This window comes from Pseudomonas sp. YQ_6, from assembly GCF_043103245.1.
GTDB lineage: Bacteria > Pseudomonadota > Gammaproteobacteria > Pseudomonadales > Pseudomonadaceae > Aquipseudomonas > Aquipseudomonas alloputida.
Genome location: NZ_JBICJR010000068.1, coordinates 218,799 through 235,455, shown reverse-complemented (window position 1 = coordinate 235,455; position 16,657 = coordinate 218,799). Strand labels below are relative to the sequence as shown.

Annotated in this window: 14 protein-coding genes and 1 pseudogene; 7 read left to right on the top strand and 8 right to left on the bottom strand. The window is 57.3% G+C overall.

Annotation, left to right across the window (positions count from 1 at the left end; translation table 11 throughout):
- The first annotated feature begins 38 nt into the window (after window positions 1–38).
- The 6 genes from ACF8FG_RS24205 (at window position 39) to gmtX (ending at window position 10,173) form a co-directional block, all read left to right on the top strand.
- Window positions 39–1,544: a TolC family protein gene (locus ACF8FG_RS24205; protein WP_392519285.1), complete on the top strand. Its 1,506-nt coding sequence runs from the start codon at window positions 39–41 to the stop codon at window positions 1,542–1,544.
- Between the two features lie 296 nt (window positions 1,545–1,840).
- Window positions 1,841–3,574, top strand: a complete 1,734-nt coding sequence (locus ACF8FG_RS24200; RefSeq protein ID WP_392519283.1) for an ATP-dependent endonuclease — start codon at window positions 1,841–1,843, stop codon at window positions 3,572–3,574.
- Window positions 3,564–4,982 carry a UvrD-helicase domain-containing protein gene (locus tag ACF8FG_RS24195; protein WP_392519282.1) on the top strand — a complete coding sequence of 473 codons (1,419 nt, stop codon included), beginning with the start codon at window positions 3,564–3,566 and terminating at the stop codon, window positions 4,980–4,982. Before ACF8FG_RS24200 ends, ACF8FG_RS24195 begins: the two co-directional genes overlap by 11 nt.
- Before the next feature lie 517 nt (window positions 4,983–5,499).
- Window positions 5,500–6,933, top strand: coding sequence for a gamma-mobile-trio recombinase GmtY (gene gmtY, locus ACF8FG_RS24190; protein ID WP_392519280.1), 1,434 nt, complete (start codon window positions 5,500–5,502; stop codon window positions 6,931–6,933).
- Window positions 6,934–6,995: 62 nt separating this feature from the next.
- Window positions 6,996–9,539 carry a VPA1269 family protein gene (locus tag ACF8FG_RS24185; protein WP_392519278.1) on the top strand — a complete coding sequence of 848 codons (2,544 nt, stop codon included), beginning with the start codon at window positions 6,996–6,998 and terminating at the stop codon, window positions 9,537–9,539.
- A complete protein-coding gene (gene gmtX / locus ACF8FG_RS24180) occupies window positions 9,514–10,173 on the top strand; it encodes a gamma-mobile-trio protein GmtX (protein WP_392519276.1) in 660 nt (219 codons plus the stop codon). Before ACF8FG_RS24185 ends, gmtX begins: the two co-directional genes overlap by 26 nt.
- 323 nt (window positions 10,174–10,496) lie before the next feature.
- Here gmtX and ACF8FG_RS24175 read toward each other — a convergent pair.
- The 5 genes and pseudogenes from ACF8FG_RS24175 to ACF8FG_RS24155 all read right to left on the bottom strand — a co-directional run.
- Window positions 10,497–11,051: pseudogene (locus ACF8FG_RS24175) on the bottom strand (IS3 family transposase); the annotation flags it as partial.
- A gap of 546 nt (window positions 11,052–11,597) precedes the next feature.
- Complete coding sequence (locus ACF8FG_RS24170; protein ID WP_041166972.1) at window positions 11,598–12,029, bottom strand: DUF6691 family protein; 432 nt, start codon at window positions 12,027–12,029, stop codon at window positions 11,598–11,600.
- Between the two features lies 1 nt (window position 12,030).
- Entirely contained in the window at window positions 12,031–12,468 is a 438-nt protein-coding gene (locus ACF8FG_RS24165; protein ID WP_014590928.1) for a YeeE/YedE family protein, read from the bottom strand.
- A 50-nt stretch (window positions 12,469–12,518) separates the two neighbouring features.
- Window positions 12,519–12,653, bottom strand: a complete 135-nt coding sequence (locus ACF8FG_RS24160; RefSeq protein ID WP_318082185.1) for a hypothetical protein — start codon at window positions 12,651–12,653, stop codon at window positions 12,519–12,521.
- 50 nt (window positions 12,654–12,703) lie between these two features.
- Window positions 12,704–12,958: an Lpp/OprI family alanine-zipper lipoprotein gene (locus ACF8FG_RS24155; protein ID WP_318082183.1), complete on the bottom strand. Its 255-nt coding sequence runs from the start codon at window positions 12,956–12,958 to the stop codon at window positions 12,704–12,706.
- 178 nt (window positions 12,959–13,136) lie between these two features.
- On the opposite strand from ACF8FG_RS24155, the gene ACF8FG_RS24150 reads away from it, so the two are divergent.
- Window positions 13,137–13,562: a potassium channel family protein gene (locus ACF8FG_RS24150; RefSeq protein WP_019438576.1), complete on the top strand. Its 426-nt coding sequence runs from the start codon at window positions 13,137–13,139 to the stop codon at window positions 13,560–13,562.
- A 59-nt stretch (window positions 13,563–13,621) separates the two neighbouring features.
- On the opposite strand, the gene ACF8FG_RS24145 is transcribed toward ACF8FG_RS24150, so the two are convergent.
- From ACF8FG_RS24145 to ACF8FG_RS24135, 3 genes are all read right to left on the bottom strand, one after another.
- Entirely contained in the window at window positions 13,622–14,266 is a 645-nt protein-coding gene (locus tag ACF8FG_RS24145) for a hypothetical protein (protein WP_392519273.1), read from the bottom strand.
- Between the two features lie 74 nt (window positions 14,267–14,340).
- The gene (locus ACF8FG_RS24140) at window positions 14,341–15,708 is read right to left on the bottom strand and encodes an MBL fold metallo-hydrolase RNA specificity domain-containing protein (RefSeq protein ID WP_392519271.1); all 1,368 of its coding nucleotides are present in this window, start codon (window positions 15,706–15,708) and stop codon (window positions 14,341–14,343) included.
- On the bottom strand, window positions 15,699–16,625 hold the full coding sequence (locus ACF8FG_RS24135) for a universal stress protein (protein WP_318081768.1): 927 nt from the start codon (window positions 16,623–16,625) through the stop codon (window positions 15,699–15,701). The genes ACF8FG_RS24140 and ACF8FG_RS24135 overlap by 10 nt, the downstream gene beginning before the upstream one ends.
- Window positions 16,626–16,657 lie beyond the last annotated feature (32 nt).

Here is a 16,657-nt window from a genome sequence, read left to right as displayed (position 1 = left end):
AGCTGATGCCTATTTCACGGAATGATCAAGGACTGCCTATGCCAGTATCAACATTGAAAAGCCTGAGCACCTTCACCGCTGTCAGCATCCTGCTCAGCGCCTGCTCGGCCTTCGAACCCAAACCCTTCACCGAGGACGAAATGCGCCAGCGGGTGATCGAAGACCAGGCGCGGATGTACAAGGAACAGGAGCCGGTGAACGGGCCGATCACCTTCTACGAAGCCTCGGCACGGGCGTTGAAGTACAACCTCGACTACCGCCTGAAGCTGCTGGAAAGCGCACTGGCGTCGGACCTGCGCGATGTGTCCAGCCACGAGATGCTGCCGCGCCTGGTCGCTTCGGCCGGTTACGCCGGGCGTAACAACGATTCCGGTGGCACGTCGATCGGCATCGAGGACCGCCAGGTCAGCTTGCGCCCGTCCACCTCCGAAGAGCGCTACCGCACCCTCTACAGCTTAGGGCTGTCGTGGAGCCTGCTGGACTTCGGCGTCGCCTATTTCCGCACGCAACAGAAGAATGACCAGATCCTGATGGCTGAAGAGCGCCGTGAAAAGGTCGCGCAGAATGTGTTGCAGGACGTGCGCAACGCCTACTGGCGCGCCCTTGGCGCGCAGCGTCTGCTGCCCCAGGTGGACGGCCTGCTGATGCGCACCCACCGCGCCCTGACGTCAGCCCGTGAAGCCGAGGGTAAAGGCCTGCTGCCACGCCAGGATATCCTCGCCTACCAGCGCGCCCTACTCGATTCGGTGTACATGCTCACCGTGCGTCGCCAGGACCTGGAGTTCGCCCGCGCCGAACTGGCCGCGCTGATGTCGCTGCCGCCCAATACCCGCATGGTCCTGGCCGATACCAGCGAACCGCCGCTGCCGCTGCTGAAAAGCAACGCCGAGCAACTGGAGCGTCTGTCGTTGGAACGCCGCCCGGAAATCATGGAAGAGTGGTACCGCAAACGCGTGAGCATGAACGACCTGAAGATCGCCAAGGCCCAACTGTGGCCTAACGTGAGCTTCAACTATGGCTACGAGTACGACTCCAACAAGTACCTGTACAACAGCGACTGGAACCAGACCGGTATCAATGTCTCGATGAACCTGCTACGCCTGCTGCAGTACCCGGACATCACCTCGGCGGAGAAAAGCCAGGAGAAAACCGACGACATGCGCCGCACGGCCCTGTCGATGGCGATCCTGACCCAGGTCCGCGTTGGCCTGCTGCGCTACCAGTTGGCGCGCCAGGAGGTGGAGTTTGCCGACGAGAGCCTGCGGGTGGACCAGAGCTTGCTCAACTACGCGCAGTCGTCGCGCAGTGCCGCGCTGGGAAGCGAACTGGAACTGATCCGCGCCGAAGGCCGCCTGCTCTTGTCACGTTACCAACGCGAAGCGGCCTACTCCGACGCCCAGGCGGCCTGGGGGCGGCTGTACAACTCAGTCGGTTTTTCAGTGATGCCCAAGGAAATCGAGGCGCATGATGTGAAAAGTTTGGCCCGAGATATACAACAGAATATAGAACAGCAAACCGTGACATACCTTGCAAACGGCGGTTAGCTTACGAGCAACTGGTGCACCGCCACATCTCCCACCAACTGATAACACGGGGCTGTGGCGACCTCCCCAATTATCCCGACCGGCGACGTGTCGCTGAAACCGTCTATAGACAAGGTCAAATCGTCTCGGCTGTCTGCCATGACGTAATGAGCGGATTGAGGATTTTGGCTGCTGACAGGATACGATCCGTGGCTGCCGGCTGTGATCAGTTTGTAGTCAATGACTGCTTTGTAAATAAGTCGGCCAGCAACTGCGCCGGCATGACGGAGCGGGACATGTCATCAAGGAGGTAGTGCGTGGTTCGGATTCGCAAGATTGAAATTCAGAATTTTAGGTCGATACGGTCACTCACCTGGCTTCCGTCGCCAGGCCTGAATTGCTTAATTGGTCCTGGCGATAGTGGCAAGAGCACCATCTTGGATGCTATTGACTTGTGCCTTGGTGCCCGCCGAAACATTACGTTGGGGGATACAGATTTCTTCGGCCTCGACGTGAGCCATCCCGTTAAGATCACGCTGACCTTGGGCCAGCTACCAGACACGCTGAAGAACCTGGATGTCTACGGGCAGTACCTGCAAGCGTTCGATAGCACAACCGGCCAACTACAAGCTGAACCACTGCACGGGTTCGAAACCGTACTTTCTCTACGCCTGATAGTGGACAGCGAGCTTGAACCAATCTGGACGTTGGTGTCCCAGCGCGCCCAAGCCTTAGGCCAAGAACGCAACATCGCATGGAAAGATCGATTGTTGTTGGCGCCTGCACGACTGGGCACCTACGCGAACTCCAATCTGTCGTGGACCCGTGGATCCGTACTCAACCGACTCACAGAAGAACGCCCCAATCTAGGCGCCGAGCTTGCTAACGCCTCTCGTGAGGCGCGTGCCACGTTCGGCAATCAGGCAGGAGCCCAACTGGCTGAAACGCTGCGAATCGTCACCGAGAAGGCAACCGCCTTAGGCGTTCCCGTCGGAGCGCAGGCACAAGCCCTACTGGATGCTCACGCTGTCTCCATCAGCGACGGCGCCATTGCCTTACACGATGAGCGGGGGGTGCCACTGCGTTCGTTAGGCACGGGCTCTTCACGGTTATTGGTAGCTGGATTACAGCGAGCAGCTGCGCAGCGCGCCTCAATCGCTTTGGTGGACGAAGTCGAGTATGGGCTTGAGCCGCACAGGCTCGTCCGACTGCTCGACTCATTGGGTGCTAAGGAGGCTCCATCCCCGCTGCAGGCCTTCCTGACAACTCACTCACCGGTGGCAGTCAGGGAGCTTCGAGGTGACCAAATTTTCGTAGTGCGAAAGGCACAAGACGGCACTCATCATGTGCTTGAAGTAGGTGTCGAAGATGATGTGCAGAGCACCATTAGAATGGATCCGGAAGCGTTTCTCGCTCGCAGCGTCATCGTTTGCGAAGGGGCCAGTGAAGTCGGGCTCATTAGAGGGTTGGATCAGTACTGGACGGCGCAGAACTACCGCTCACTTCTCGCTGCAGGAACGGCCTACGTAAACGTGGGGGGGGGGGAGCCGGACCGGTGCTTTGTTCGTGGCCTTGCTTTACTTAAGCTGGGTTACCGTGTCATGGTTCTTGTCGATGCTGACAAGCCCCCGACTCCTGAGGTCGTAGAAGCCTATCGCGCGGCCGGAGGGGAGTTTATTACATGGCGGGAAGGCCGAGCGCTGGAAGATGAACTGTTCCTCAGCCTACCGGATGCTGCAGTAGACACCATGCTCCAGTGTGCTATGGAGTTTCTCGATAGAGAACTAGTAGCCGCGCACATCAGTACGCAATCTCAGGGACGCAATTCCCTGGACGACATCCTGCAGCTGCGCCAACAACAGCACCCCTACTCTCCTGAAGTGCGTTTGCTGTTGGCCCTGACATCCCGGAACCGAAAGAACGGCTGGTACAAGTCGCTAACCAAATTCGAGCTCCTTGCCCGCGAAATTGTCGGCCCCAACTACCAGGCTACGGAAGCTGGGTTTACTGCCTTAATTCGCCAGTTATTCGGGTGGGCCCATGCCGCCTGAGTACGATTTGTTCGCCTTCCGCAGCGGAACTGTGACGGCGCCAGCCGGCTGTGGCAAGACACAACTCATCGCGGACACGCTGACCCAGCATACCGGCGCCAAACCTGTTCTCATTCTGACCCATACCAACGCGGGTGTGGCCGCGCTACGCCTGCGCATGCAACGCGCCAACGTTCCAGCGTCTGCGTATCGCTTGGCGACCCTCGACGGTTTTGCCATGCGCTTGGTCGGTATCTTCCCAGAGCGAAGTGGCATACCTACCGCCATTCTTGAACTGGGCGATCCACGCACTGACTATCCCGCAATCCGCTTGGCAGCCTGCACCTTGGTGCAAGCGGGGCATGTGAGCGATACCCTGGCGGCAACTTATGCTCACTTGCTCGTCGACGAGTACCAGGACTGCAACTTGGTGCAGCACGCCTTGGTCACTGCACTCGCGGCGGTACTACCTACTTGCGTGCTGGGTGATCCTATGCAGGCCATCTTCGGCTTTGCAGGCAACCAACTGGTGGACTGGAATGGACACGTGCTCCAGAAGTTCCCGCTCATCGGTGAGTTGAGTCAGCCATGGCGTTGGATAAACGCAGGTACCCGCGGGTTTGGCGAGTGGCTTCTGAGCTGCCGGCGGGTGCTGCAAGCAGGCGGGAGCATCGATCTGGACCAGGCGCCTGCCGAGGTCAACTGGATTCAATTGCTCCCCTCCACAGCCGACCGTCAACGCATGGCGGCAGCGCTCACAAGGTCAGTAACACCCGAAGGGCAAGTCCTGGTGATAGGCGACAGCCGCAACACCCGAGGACGCAGACAAATGGCCAGTCAGACCCCGGGTGCTACTGCAGTCGAACCCCTAGATCTAGGAGACCTCACGAGCTTCGGCCGGAGATTCGACTTGCAGGCAGCGGACGCCGCTGCGCAACTCGTCAATTTTGCCGCCGAGACGATAACGCAAGTCGGCGCTGCCGGATTACTGGCACGCCTGGACATCCTGCGACGTGGTTCTGCTCGCACTCCGCCTACTCCGGCGGAGGCCGCATTGGGGGCATTCGCCGCGACTCCAACCTTTCAGCTGGCCACAGAAGCGCTTAGAGCTTTGATGCGCCAGGAGCACGCGCGAGTGTATCGCCCCGAGGTGCTGTATGGTTGCCTGCGAGCTATGCAGACTGCCGCCGGAGGTGCTTGCACCTTTGTGGAGGCCACAATCCGAGAGCGCGAACGCAATCGCCATGAGAGCCGACAACTAGCTCGGCGCGCTATTGGTAGTACCTTGCTATTGAAGGGATTGGAGGCACAGGTTGCGGTGATTCCCAACCCTGAGAACATGGATGCTCGTCATCTTTACGTGGCGATGACGCGCGGCTCGAGCCGATTGGTCGTGTGCTCTGCTACGGCGCGACTCGTCCCGCATTAGAGATCGAACTGAGAGAAATCATACGGACGTGCCCGTCGAGGCCTAATTGGCAGATACCGGTGAAAGCGCCAAAAAGAAAACATTGTTAAATGCAGCTAATGGCCGCTAGCTGTCCGGGGTTACAGCTTTGGGTCGACAGGAGCGATTAGCGACTGCCGACCTTAGGCGGCCATTTGGTGAGGGTGTGCTGCGCCCAAAGGTCGCCATGCTGGTGGCTTTATTGCAGCCACTCCGTCGGCATGCATTGAATCATCGGATCGAAGCGGTGGAGGTTTGTTGTGCATAAGGATCCACTGTGGCGGCAAGGGCTTCACGGAGATGGCTCCGCCTGCAAGAGACATGCCTTCTACCTCTCGTTTGAGCTGTTCGCCCACCTATGGGATCGCGACATTGAAATACGATCTGAACTGAACGAGCAGCTCCGTATCGATTTTTTGGCACATAATGCCTCAGCTCGCCCGTCCTTCTCCAGGGCGTACTATCGTTACCATTTTCTCATTTGCGGATGGTGGACTGGATGACGGTGGTTCAGGTAGTAGCGAAGGTAGTAGTCGACGACGCGGGACTTCAGAGCGAGATCCCGGTCTTGATTACTGAGCATGGTGTGGTCTCCTCGCTGGTTGACTACCTCTTGGACAATCACCACCTCAGTCCCAGCTGGCAGCGTTCGGTAATTCAGGCCACTAAGCTACTGCTGGAATACATGGAGGCTAATGAGCAGCACTTCTCCTCCCCTCGTGCCCTCTTCCAGGCCTTTGCGTCCCGCCTCTATACCGGAACGATTGGAGCTGACGGGTTAGATCCATCAGGCTTAGGCTGGATTCCAGCCAGTCGCCAGACATCGAACCGTCACGTCTCGATACTTAGAGGTTTCACGGACTACTTAGCTGATCTATACGACGCTCCGACCATGAACCCTCTGATGACCGCCAGTACCTATGATCAGCGCCTTAACTATGCTGCCTGGCATCGCCGCAACAGGCATGATTTCCTAGGACACATCAAAAACAAGACGCTCTCGGAGAGCGTCGATCAGGCACGAAATATTCGAGGGCGGCGTATGCTCAGCAAAGTTGATGATGATGCCATCGCGTTCCCCGAGAAGCTTTTCCAGGCTTTATATATGTACGGTTTTGGTGGAGCTACTGATCCTAGGTGTGCAGTTCGAGATCAATTGATACTGATAATGATGCATGGGGCGGGCTTGCGCGAGAGCGACGCACAGCACCTTTGGGTAGTGGATGTTGAAGATCACCCTCTGATCGAGGGCGGTGCTATGGTTCGTGTCTACCATCCGGAAGAAGGTAAGGCACCACATAACTGGAGAAGTCGCAAAGGCACCACAACACGCGCAGCCTACTTAAGGGAGAATTACGCCCTAATGCCCAGGAGTCTTCGCCAAGGCACTAAACGTGTTGGCTGGAAGACTAGGTTGGTTGACCATGCGGATAACTACATTCAGCTTCACTGGTTCCCTCCACGATTTGGCGTGCTTTTTATGAAGCTTTGGAAGGTGCACATACGATACTTGGCCACTGTAGAGCGGCACCATCCATACGCCTTCGTTTCCTACGAGGATTCCGTCGCTGGCCAGCCATATACCCTTCAAGCCCTTAACGGCAACTACAAGCGAGCCCTGGCGCGCATTGGCCAAACCGTTTCGAAGTCGCAGGGTCGATCCACCCACGGCCACCGGCACGCTTTTGGTCGGCGGTTGAGGAAGGCCGAAGTCTCCCCACAGATTATCCGCAAGGCTATGCATCACTCATCTCTGGAGTCGCAGAAGAGATATACCACACCAGGTGTTGCAGAGGTTTCCACAGCACTTACTAGCGCTGGGGAGAGGCTCGATGAACTGACCGGAAGTGGCAAGATCATTTCGCCATTCATCAATTGGGTCGAAGTGCTGCCAGAAGCTCTGGAGGCATTCGACTTCCCAGAAATGTGTTAGAGGGCTATGAAATCTTGACTAAGATAACAAGCCGCGCCTCGCGAGACGGTCGCTCTTCGGACATGAATTTTAGCTGGCTAGTGCGAGAGCGGGGCGAAGCCTGGGAGCGCTGGCGTCAGCTCTTATCCGGCTGGATAGCCACGCAGACCGGTTCCATTGGCGTGAAGTTGAACGCGTTGAATTGGTTCATGGCCAGTTACTTACCGACCGTGCCAGGTGGGGCTAGTCCAGACGTATTCTTTCAGGTCGCAGAGAAAGGGCTGCTGCCGGAGTTGCGGCCACTTCTGGAGGCATCCATGAACGCCACGACTGCCGTAAAGAACCAGAACTGGATCGTGGATCTGCTTAGCTGGGTCATCACCCAGAGCTACAGCGAGCCGAATGACCATGGCGTACCAATGGCTCTAGTCAAGAATCCGTTTGCCAAGGGCAAGGAAAAGACGGTAATTACCGAGACCGTGCACAACCCCTTGCCCTACGCATACATTCGGGAACTGCGGGATATTCTGTGTCCTCAGCCTAGGGGGACATTCCGCCACTGGGAATGGGCCCAGTCACAGTCAGGACAGCTGCGTTCTGATTTTGGAGATTGGTTCCCGGTCGAGCAGTCAGCTATCGACAAAGATGACCCGGATTGCGTCTGGCGCTACAAAAATGATCGCTACGAACTCTGGTCGCCCGTTAGGTCAGTTGCGCTTCATGTAAAGCTTCATTTGCCTCTTCGCACCTATCAGGTACGTTTCTTGGACTCTGGTGAGGCAGATACGTGGCGGTACGAAGGTGGTGACTGGGTTTTAAACAATCGTCATGAGTACTCCCTCGGTCGTGAGGGTAACCCTTGGAAACGCGGGGTATTCTGCCGTATCCACTCTCAGGATATCGGCGAAATCATGACTGGCCTCTATGTCAGCACAAACAAAACGGCAGATATGAACAAGGAGTCTCGTGAGAGAGGTTACACGATCCCATGGCAGAACGAAGATGTTCTGTACTGGCTGGAACGCCTAAGGAATTGGCAAGAGAAATACAATCCTATAAACGGCCCTACGCCTTGTACCCAGTTGGCCGAGAAGCACTTCGGTAGTGTCAAAAATGACGAGCAGAAGAAAGACATGGGCTCAATCTGTTTCCTTTTTCGCGATCCCACGCTGCCTTCAGGCGAGCGTGACAAGCCTATGGGAGGCTACACACTGCCCAACCTGTGGTATCGATTGCTCTCCACGTTAGAGGATCGAGTTGCCGACCGTGGCCACACTCTCTCGGACGGATCTAGGTTGCGATTTGTACAACCTCCCGACCCAAAATTGAACGTCCTGCCAACCAAAACGGATTTTCCCCTCCATAGCCTCCGTGTTTCGCTTCTTACGTGCTATGCGATGGAGGGTCGTGTCCCGATTCAAGTGCTATCCAAGCTGATTGCAGGTCACTCTAGGATCATAATGACGTTGCATTACATCAAGCCGACCCCGGCGATGGTATCCAAGGTAATGGACGTTGCAAGCGGACGCATCAGTGCTGCCCAGGATGAAAATCTGAAGATCTTTCTTCGAGATGCTGACATGCGTCAAATCCACTCTAAAACGGCGTACCTTGATGGCAGCGCAGTCGAAATTGCATTGGCGAATCGTAACACCATTGGCTGGGAGCAACGTCACATAGGCTTGTGTCTCGTAGGCGGCAACAGCGCTCGATCTGATGAAATGAGCAGCGTAGGCGGATGCTGGAACGGTGGAGAGATCATCTCTCGGAGCGCTAATATCCCCGTCTATGGTCCAGTTCCACACGGCTTAGAGAACTGTTGCCGCTGCCGCTGGTTCATCACGGACGCACGCTATCTGCCAGCGCTTGTGGCCCATCTCAACGTGCTGAGCTATCGAGCCTCTCTGGTCTCATCCATTGCAGTTGAGATCGAGCAAGAACGCGACGAACTGCTGAACCAAAGGTACTTCGCTGAGCAGGAAAAACGCCCCTTCCTTCTGCAAGCAGAACTGCAACAAGCTGACAGGCGCTATGAGAAGCAGATCAAGGAGGCTGATGAGTATTCGAAAGACTTGGTCTCCTGCTTCCAGATCATCAGCAAGATTGTCGCAATCGAAGAGGGTCGCGCTACAGATGATTCTGCCACGAAACTGGTAGCTGTGGGTTCCCTGGAGGATATCCATCAGCCCATCTCATTCATCGAAACTAGTAGTGAGCTATGGCAGATCTCTCAGCTGTGCGAGAACGCTGAAATTTATGCTGATTTGACGGATGAGCTGAGGGCCACACCTGTCATCGAAAAGCGCTCCCGCGCTTTGAATCATCTCCTCATGCGTGGTGGCTACGCACCCATTCTGATGGGTATGGATGATCGACTCCAGCTCATCGTTGGGAATGCGATGATGAGGTCTATGGCTTTGACGCTGTCTCCTAATGACCAACTGGAGGGATTCCGCGAAGTTTCTAGCCTGCTTGAGGCCGGAGAAGGCCTAATGCTATTACCAGCCGCCATGGAGCCGCTTGAGCGACTTACGAAGCAACCGGTAGCGAAGCTATCCGATCTGATCACAACCACCTCAAAACAACTCCGGGAGGCCATACGTGATCGATCCACAGATCATCTTTGAAGAACTAGTAGGCCAGGCCACCAAACAGCAAGCCAAGTCACTGGCGGTGCTGCATAGTGTCTTGAAGGCTCATGAGAAAACGGGGAGTCGCGATTTCTCGATTGCCACGATTGCCAGGCTCTCCATTAAAGCTGGAGGGCCATCCGCCTCAACAATCCGCAATAGTGGAGGGTTTCGCTTCCGCCAGTTGATAGAGGCTTGGGCTGCGAGTGTAGGCACGGATAGGAAACTGCCTGCAAAGTCGAAGAGTCAGGGAGTACCAAGCGACAACGAGCTTCTTAGACGTATTGACGATCCAGCTCTGCGTGCGGTGTTTACGCAGGTCTTGGCCGAGCGCCGTCGCTACTTGGCTGAACTCAACCTTCTGAAGTGCCAAATCGACATCGTTGTCGACCGCCGCCCGAATGTGGTCGAGATATCTCAAAAGAACGACTCAGTTCAGTTGCTACCCTCATTGAAAGGGGTTCTGAGTGACATGGAGATCACAGCACTCAGGGCAGCGGTGTCAGATGACTTATTCGATAGGCAAGGCTGGGTAGTGACCGGGGCAGGCCAGGTGAAAGGGGATTTAGGTGAGATCTACAAGCATGGTTACGTGCCTGCGATTAGGAAAATTTTGAAGGAAATCGAATGATCTGACGCAGCGTACGGATGACTTGTAGTACAGCGACACAGTACATATTCAAACCGCCCCTGTGGGGAAGTAGCCTAGAGGTGGATCTTCGAAGAAGTGCCATCAAGTGCCTCCAGACATTTCGTTAGAAAGCTGCCCTGCGGCAAGCGCTATATTATCTGGAACATTATCGATCGCCGAATACCAGGGATTACGTGCTACCCACCGCGGAAAACCTCGATTCGTAGCCTAATCCCTAAGCGACCAGGTCCTGTACGACCTATCGAAGTACAGGCTGCTCGAAAAATAGGTCAAGCCTACAACTTTGAATCGCCCTTGGTTTGCTAGACACTCTCCAAGCTCAGAAAATAGCGTTTCTCATACTCTACTGGCGACAGCTGCATAGCACTGCCGTGTCGGCGTTTAGGGTTATAAAACATCTCGATGTAATCGAAAATATCACTCCGGGCTTCGTCACGTGTCGCGTAGGTCTTTCGTCGAATCCGTTCCCGCTTCAAAAGCTGGAAAAAGCTCTCGGCTACGGCATTGTCATGGCAGTTTCCCCGCCGGCTCATGCTGCTGATCACATTGTTGGCCTTCAGACAACTTTGCCAATCCGAACTGCTAAATTGACTGCCTTGGTCTGAATGAATCATCACTTGCTGCTGTGGCTTGCGGCGCCATAGGGCCATCAGCAATGCGTCAATAGCTAGGTCGCTGCACATCCTGGGCTTCATTGACCAACCAATCACTTGGCGAGAAAACAGATCCAGCACTACCGCCAGATACAGCCATCCTTCACAGGTGCGAATGTATGTGATGTCTGTCACCCAGACCTTGTTCGGCTCACTGACCTTGAGCTGCGGTGCAAGGTGATTCGGCGAGGCTACGGTCGGCTGCGCCTTTGCGACATCTTTTATCTGAGCCAAAGCGGCAACTAGTGCCACCGCATCTCCCGTAGCCTTGGCGACGCCCATGCCACAATGGGGTCGGTCGACGAGCGCAGCATCACCCAGCAATGCGATCCGGCCTTCGTTTTTATGTGGCACTTCCTAGTCGTAGATGGGCTGGAATAGCGGTTGCGGAGTCTTCTCGAAGACTTCCGTGAAGGCGGGGGTGAACAGCTCACGTGCAGCGGTCTTCAAATCCTCTAGGACGCAGTGCAGGGGGAGTGCCATTCTCCCTGCACTTGCTGCTGTCTCCGTCATCGTGATCACCAGATCAGTGTCATGGCCCATGGCGCCGTTCCAGACGAAGGTGTAGTGTCGTTCGCCTCCTAGCGTGCTGTTCAGCGTATAGTACAGAGGCTTAGTACATGTACTGGCCGGCCTTAGCAACTGTAGCCCACAAATCATCTGCTCTCGCCCTTCTTAGTACAGTGAGTAGATCCTATCTCAGGATATTTAGTAGAGTTGCACTCAGTAAGTGCCTGGTTTTGTGTATCGTCAAACCCTGCCCTGACGACTGCGAAAACTTTCCGCAACATTGAATAACCCCATACCGACGAGCATCGCGATCACGAACAGCCAGGCTTGCCAGTACCCCCCGGCGAGCAACACCAGCGCCGGCCCCGGACAAACGCCGGCAAGCCCCCAGCCTATGCCAAAGACGAGGCTCCCGCCGACAAGTCGACGGTCGATGTCACGCCTGGCAGGCAGCTGTAGCTTACCTCCCAGCACAGCCGTGGTGTGACGCCGCGCCCAGGTCATAGGCAACAGTGCGACACCTATCGCGCCCACCATGACCAGTGCAAGCGACGGGTCCCACTGCCCGGCAATGTCGAGAAAACCTAACACCTTGGCGGGGTTTGCCATGCCGGATAGCAGTATCCCCATGCCGAATAGCAACCCTGCAATGAAGCCACTGATCCGCTTCATTTCACGCTCCTGAAAAAAGATGCCTGACCACGAAGACCGTGGCAAAGCCGGCGGCCATGAAGCACAGAGTCGCCACTGCCGAACGGGGCGACAGGCGTGACAGGCCACAAACGCCATGGCCACTGGTGCAGCCACCGCCATAGCGAGTACCGAGACCTACCAGAACTCCCGCGACTATAAGCAGCCAAGGCGCCATACTGAAGTGAACCGGAGGCATTGCCGAGAACAGTTGCCATGAAAGTGGCGCGGCAATGAGTCCCAACAAGAAGCACACTTTTTCACCCCGCCCTTCCCCGCCACTTTGCAGCAGAGAGCCGAGCAAACCGCTAATGCCCGCGATGCGCCCGTTCGCAACGGCGAACAGCCCGGCGGCCACACCGATCAGTGCCCCGCCTGCCAATGCCGACCACGGCGTGAAGGCAGCCATATCAACAAACATCTCAGCACTCCATTGTCGAATTAGAGACAAAAACAGATTCCATCTTAACGCTAGCTGAAGGCTTCCAACGCACGGCCGGTGGCCAGCATGAACGCAACCAGCACGGCGCCGCCAGTCGCCCAGGCCAGCGTCGCCCAAGCGGGTTGTGGCGCCAGGTAGGCCAAGCCGCCAGTCAGCAAAGCCAACACCCACACCAACAACAGGCTAGAGTCCGACCATCACTGTGCCATGGCGGCTACTTGGGTCTGGACTGCTGCAACAGTTGTTGAACCTGATCCTGAGCCTGGGTCGCCCTACGCAGTGCCTCGTTGGCAGTCTGCTCTACCAGATCGATGCGGTAGCACACCTGATCGGCACGCAACCGCGCAGTGGCAGCATTGTCCTCTGCTGACGCCAGGCGCGCATCGTATTCTTCGGTGTGCCAAGGGCTGCAGCCTGACCCCGTCGCCAGTAACAGGCTCATCCACCCCAAAAGCAGATAGCGTTGCATGTCCATACCCTCGTGCGTGCCAAGTCACCCTGAGTATCGGTAGCGCCGCCTGCAGCAGCCTGACATTTGTCAATCGCGCGCTGAGTTCCCACCGTTGCTGCCGCAGGCCAATGAGCTACCATCCATGCGTTGGTCGACAACTTGAAATGAACCGCCCATCAGGGCAAGAGTGCAGGCGATGCTCATTGTCACGCTGATCAACATGCTGGTCGTGATCCTGGTGGTTATCATTCACTACGAATGCTTGCTGCGCCTGAATGACTGGCTACCCCGCCTGAAGCTCTGGAGCCGGTTTCGCATCGTGGCGGGTGTGTTTGGCGCACTGCTGGCCCATGCCATTGAGGTCTGGTGCTTTGCCCTGGTGTATTACCTGATGGCCCATGCCGACGGCTGGGGCACACTCAGCGGCAATTTCGACGGGAGTTTCCTGGACTGCGTGTACTTTTCCTTCACCACCTATACCACCATCGGTTTCGGCGACATCACCCCTAGCGGGCACCTGAAATACCTGACTGGCCTGCAGGCATTGACCGGCCTGGTGCTGATCACCTGGACCGCTTCGTTTCTCTTCCTGGAAATGCAGAAGTACTGGAAAGCCAAATAGCGGCGGTTCAGTCGTCTGGCTGCGGCGTCCAGTGCCAGGGCACCGACAGGCGGGCCGGTTCAAGGCGCGGTTGCCTGGGGCTCCTCGGGCAGCAGGTCGAACTGTTCAAGACAGCGCTGCTCATCATCGGCGGTGAGGACCTTCAAGCCGCTCACTTCCTGCATGGGGGTTTCGAACAAGGCCATGCGCAGCACCCCGTTGCGCTCCATGAAGGTCTGCGCCAGGCACGTGCACACCGGTTTGCCGACAAGCGCGGTGAGTTTTTCACCTTCGTGTATATCCACTTGAGCCTGCAGGTTGGCCTCGCAGTTCGCCACGATCTGCGTCACTGAGTGCCCTGCCAACCACAAGGTGCCTGTGCCCAGCAGGGCCAGGCACAACAGCACCACCAGCAGGATGTTTGATTCCCGAGCCACTGAGCGAAGGAACGCCAGTCTAGCCTGCCAGCCTGTCTCCTGGCCGTTGAAAATGGCTTTGCCAACGGTGCGCTTCACGCCCCGCTGCACCGCCCAGCCTAGCGCCACGCTCAAGGTCAGCAAGGCCAGCATCACGGCCGGATTGTACATGGGCAGGCGCCAGGTCGGGCTCAGCCCGCGGTAGGCCGATGCGGCGAGGAGTAACACAAGGATCGCTACGATCCACCCCAGGCTGCCCTTGGGGCGATGCAACCACGCTCTGAGTTTCGCCCTGGCTTGTGTGTTCATGAATACCTCCCGTGCCAGCCTAGGCTCTGTATGGAAAGCCTTGATACTCGGTGATGTTGCGTTGAAAATAGCCTCTAGCGAACAGGGTCGATGGCAACCGTTTCCTGATATTCAGGTACGCACACCTGCCAGCCGAGTTCGAGGCTGATCCGCCGCCGCAAGGTGTCGGCAGCGTGTGGCTCGCCATGAATCACATAGGTCTGACGGGGTGGCCGGGTGAACCCGCGCAACCATTCCATGATTTCATCGGCATCGGCGTGCGCAGAAAGATTCTCCATCGCGTGTACCTGTGCACGGATGGGCACATCCTCGCCGTGCAACCGCACACTGTGGGCGCCCGCGACGATATCGGCACCCCGCGTCCCCCCGGCTTGAAAGCCGGAGAACAGAATGCTGTTGCGCGGGTTTGGGGCCAGTGCCTTCAGATGGTGAAGCACCCGTCCCCCGGTCGCCATGCCACTGGCGGCGATGATCACTGCGGGCTCGCGCAGCTGGTCCAGGTGCCTGGACTCATCGACCGTCCGGATGATGTGCGTGCCTCTGCACATCGCGGCGCACTCGGCTGCGGTCAGCCGATGTTCACTGCGGTACTGCTGGTACAAGACGGTGGCGTCGGTGGCCATCGGACTGTTCAGGTAGATCGGGATATCAGGGATCAGCCGGTCGCGCTTGAGCGTGTACAGGTAATACATGAGCAATTGCGCGCGGCCGATGGCGAACGAGGGTACGAGGGTAATGCCATGGCGCAGGAGCGTTTCGTTGATGACCTTGGCCAGGTACTGCTCGGTCGATTCGGCGGAATGCTGGCGATCCCCATAGGTAGACTCGATCAACAGCACGTCCGCCGTCCTGACCAGTTCAGGCGCACGCATGATCGGATCCTGAGGGCGGCCGAGATCCCCCGAAAACAGCACGGTCTGCCCTTTGGCGCTGATCTGGACCGTGGCCGCTCCCAGAATATGCCCGGCGGTACGCAACAGTAACTCCATGCCCTCGGCGATCATGGTCACCTGGTGTAACGCTACGGGGCGAAACAGTGCCAGGGCACGTTTGGCATCCTGCTCAGTATAGAGCGGTTGCGCCGGCGCATGCTTGGAGTAACCGTGGCGATTGGCATGTTCTGCCTGCTCTTCCTGCAGCCGCGCACTGTCGAGCAAGAGGATTTCCGCCAAGGCGCAAGTCGCCGGCGTGGCGTAGATCTGCCCGCGGTAGCCTTCCCGAACCAGCACTGGTAAATAACCACTGTGGTCAAGATGGGCGTGAGTGAGCACCACCGCATCAAGCGCCCGCAACGCCGGGGGCAGTGGCTGCCAGTTGCGCAGGCGCAGTTGCTTGAAACCCTGGAAGAGTCCGCAGTCGACCAATACCCGCGTGCTGTCACGGCTCAACAGGAATTTACTGCCGGTCACGGTGCCGGTGCCGCCAAGAAAAGTCAGTTGCATGGCCAAGGCTCCCAACTTTCGGCTATTTGGGAATGAACGGCGATCACGCTGCACGGTGGGTGGCTGACGATACGTTCGGTGGTGTCACCCAGCAGTTTGTCCAGGCCCTTGGGCTGTACCACGCCCATCACCACCGTGTCGATGTCCAGGGCCGCGACCTGTTCACGGATCACCTGCACCGGGCCTCCTTCCATGAAATGTCGGCGGTCAGGCGCGACGCCTTCGGCATCGGCCAGCGCTTCGAAAGGTTCCTGCAGTGCCTCGCGCATCTCGTCGATCCACGCCTGGGTGACATTCATGTCCGAGGCAAATATCCCTGCCAGGTTGTAGGCCGATAGCAGATGCAGGTGCGCGTCACACTGCAACGCCAGCGCCTGGGCAGCACGAACCAGACCCCGATTGAAGCACGCCTGGACGGCAGGCGTCTCACTGAACGCCGTATCCACTGCGACCAGCACACGCCGCGGCAATGAGATGGCCCCTGCTGGCACGAAATGGCTGACGCCTTTGAAACCTCGCATCAGCGCACAATCCAGTGGGGTGCCGAACACGCGCACCAGGGGTGACGCGGCTTCGCTGTCCTTGATGACCATATCGGGCTGCAGTTCACTGATGTAATCGAGCGCCTGGCTGCGGATATCCTCCGCATTCAGGCTGTCGACCGTCAGCGTTATACCGCTGCCGCGATGCCGCTCGCCCAATCCCGTCAACTGAACGCGATAGTGCTCGTACTGGCGCTTGATATCGGCCTCGTTCAGCCGCTCTTCGCGCAGAAGGTGTTCCTCGCTCGGCTCGAACAGGCCCAGCACATGCACGCTGGCGCCGCTGACTTGCGCCAAGGCAAGGGCTCGGCGCAAAGCGGCGGAATGCGGTTGCACCTCGGTCAGCAGCACCAGCAATTGTTGATATTGCCCCATGGTGAACCTCCGCGCTTTCGTGAATGGGTGTA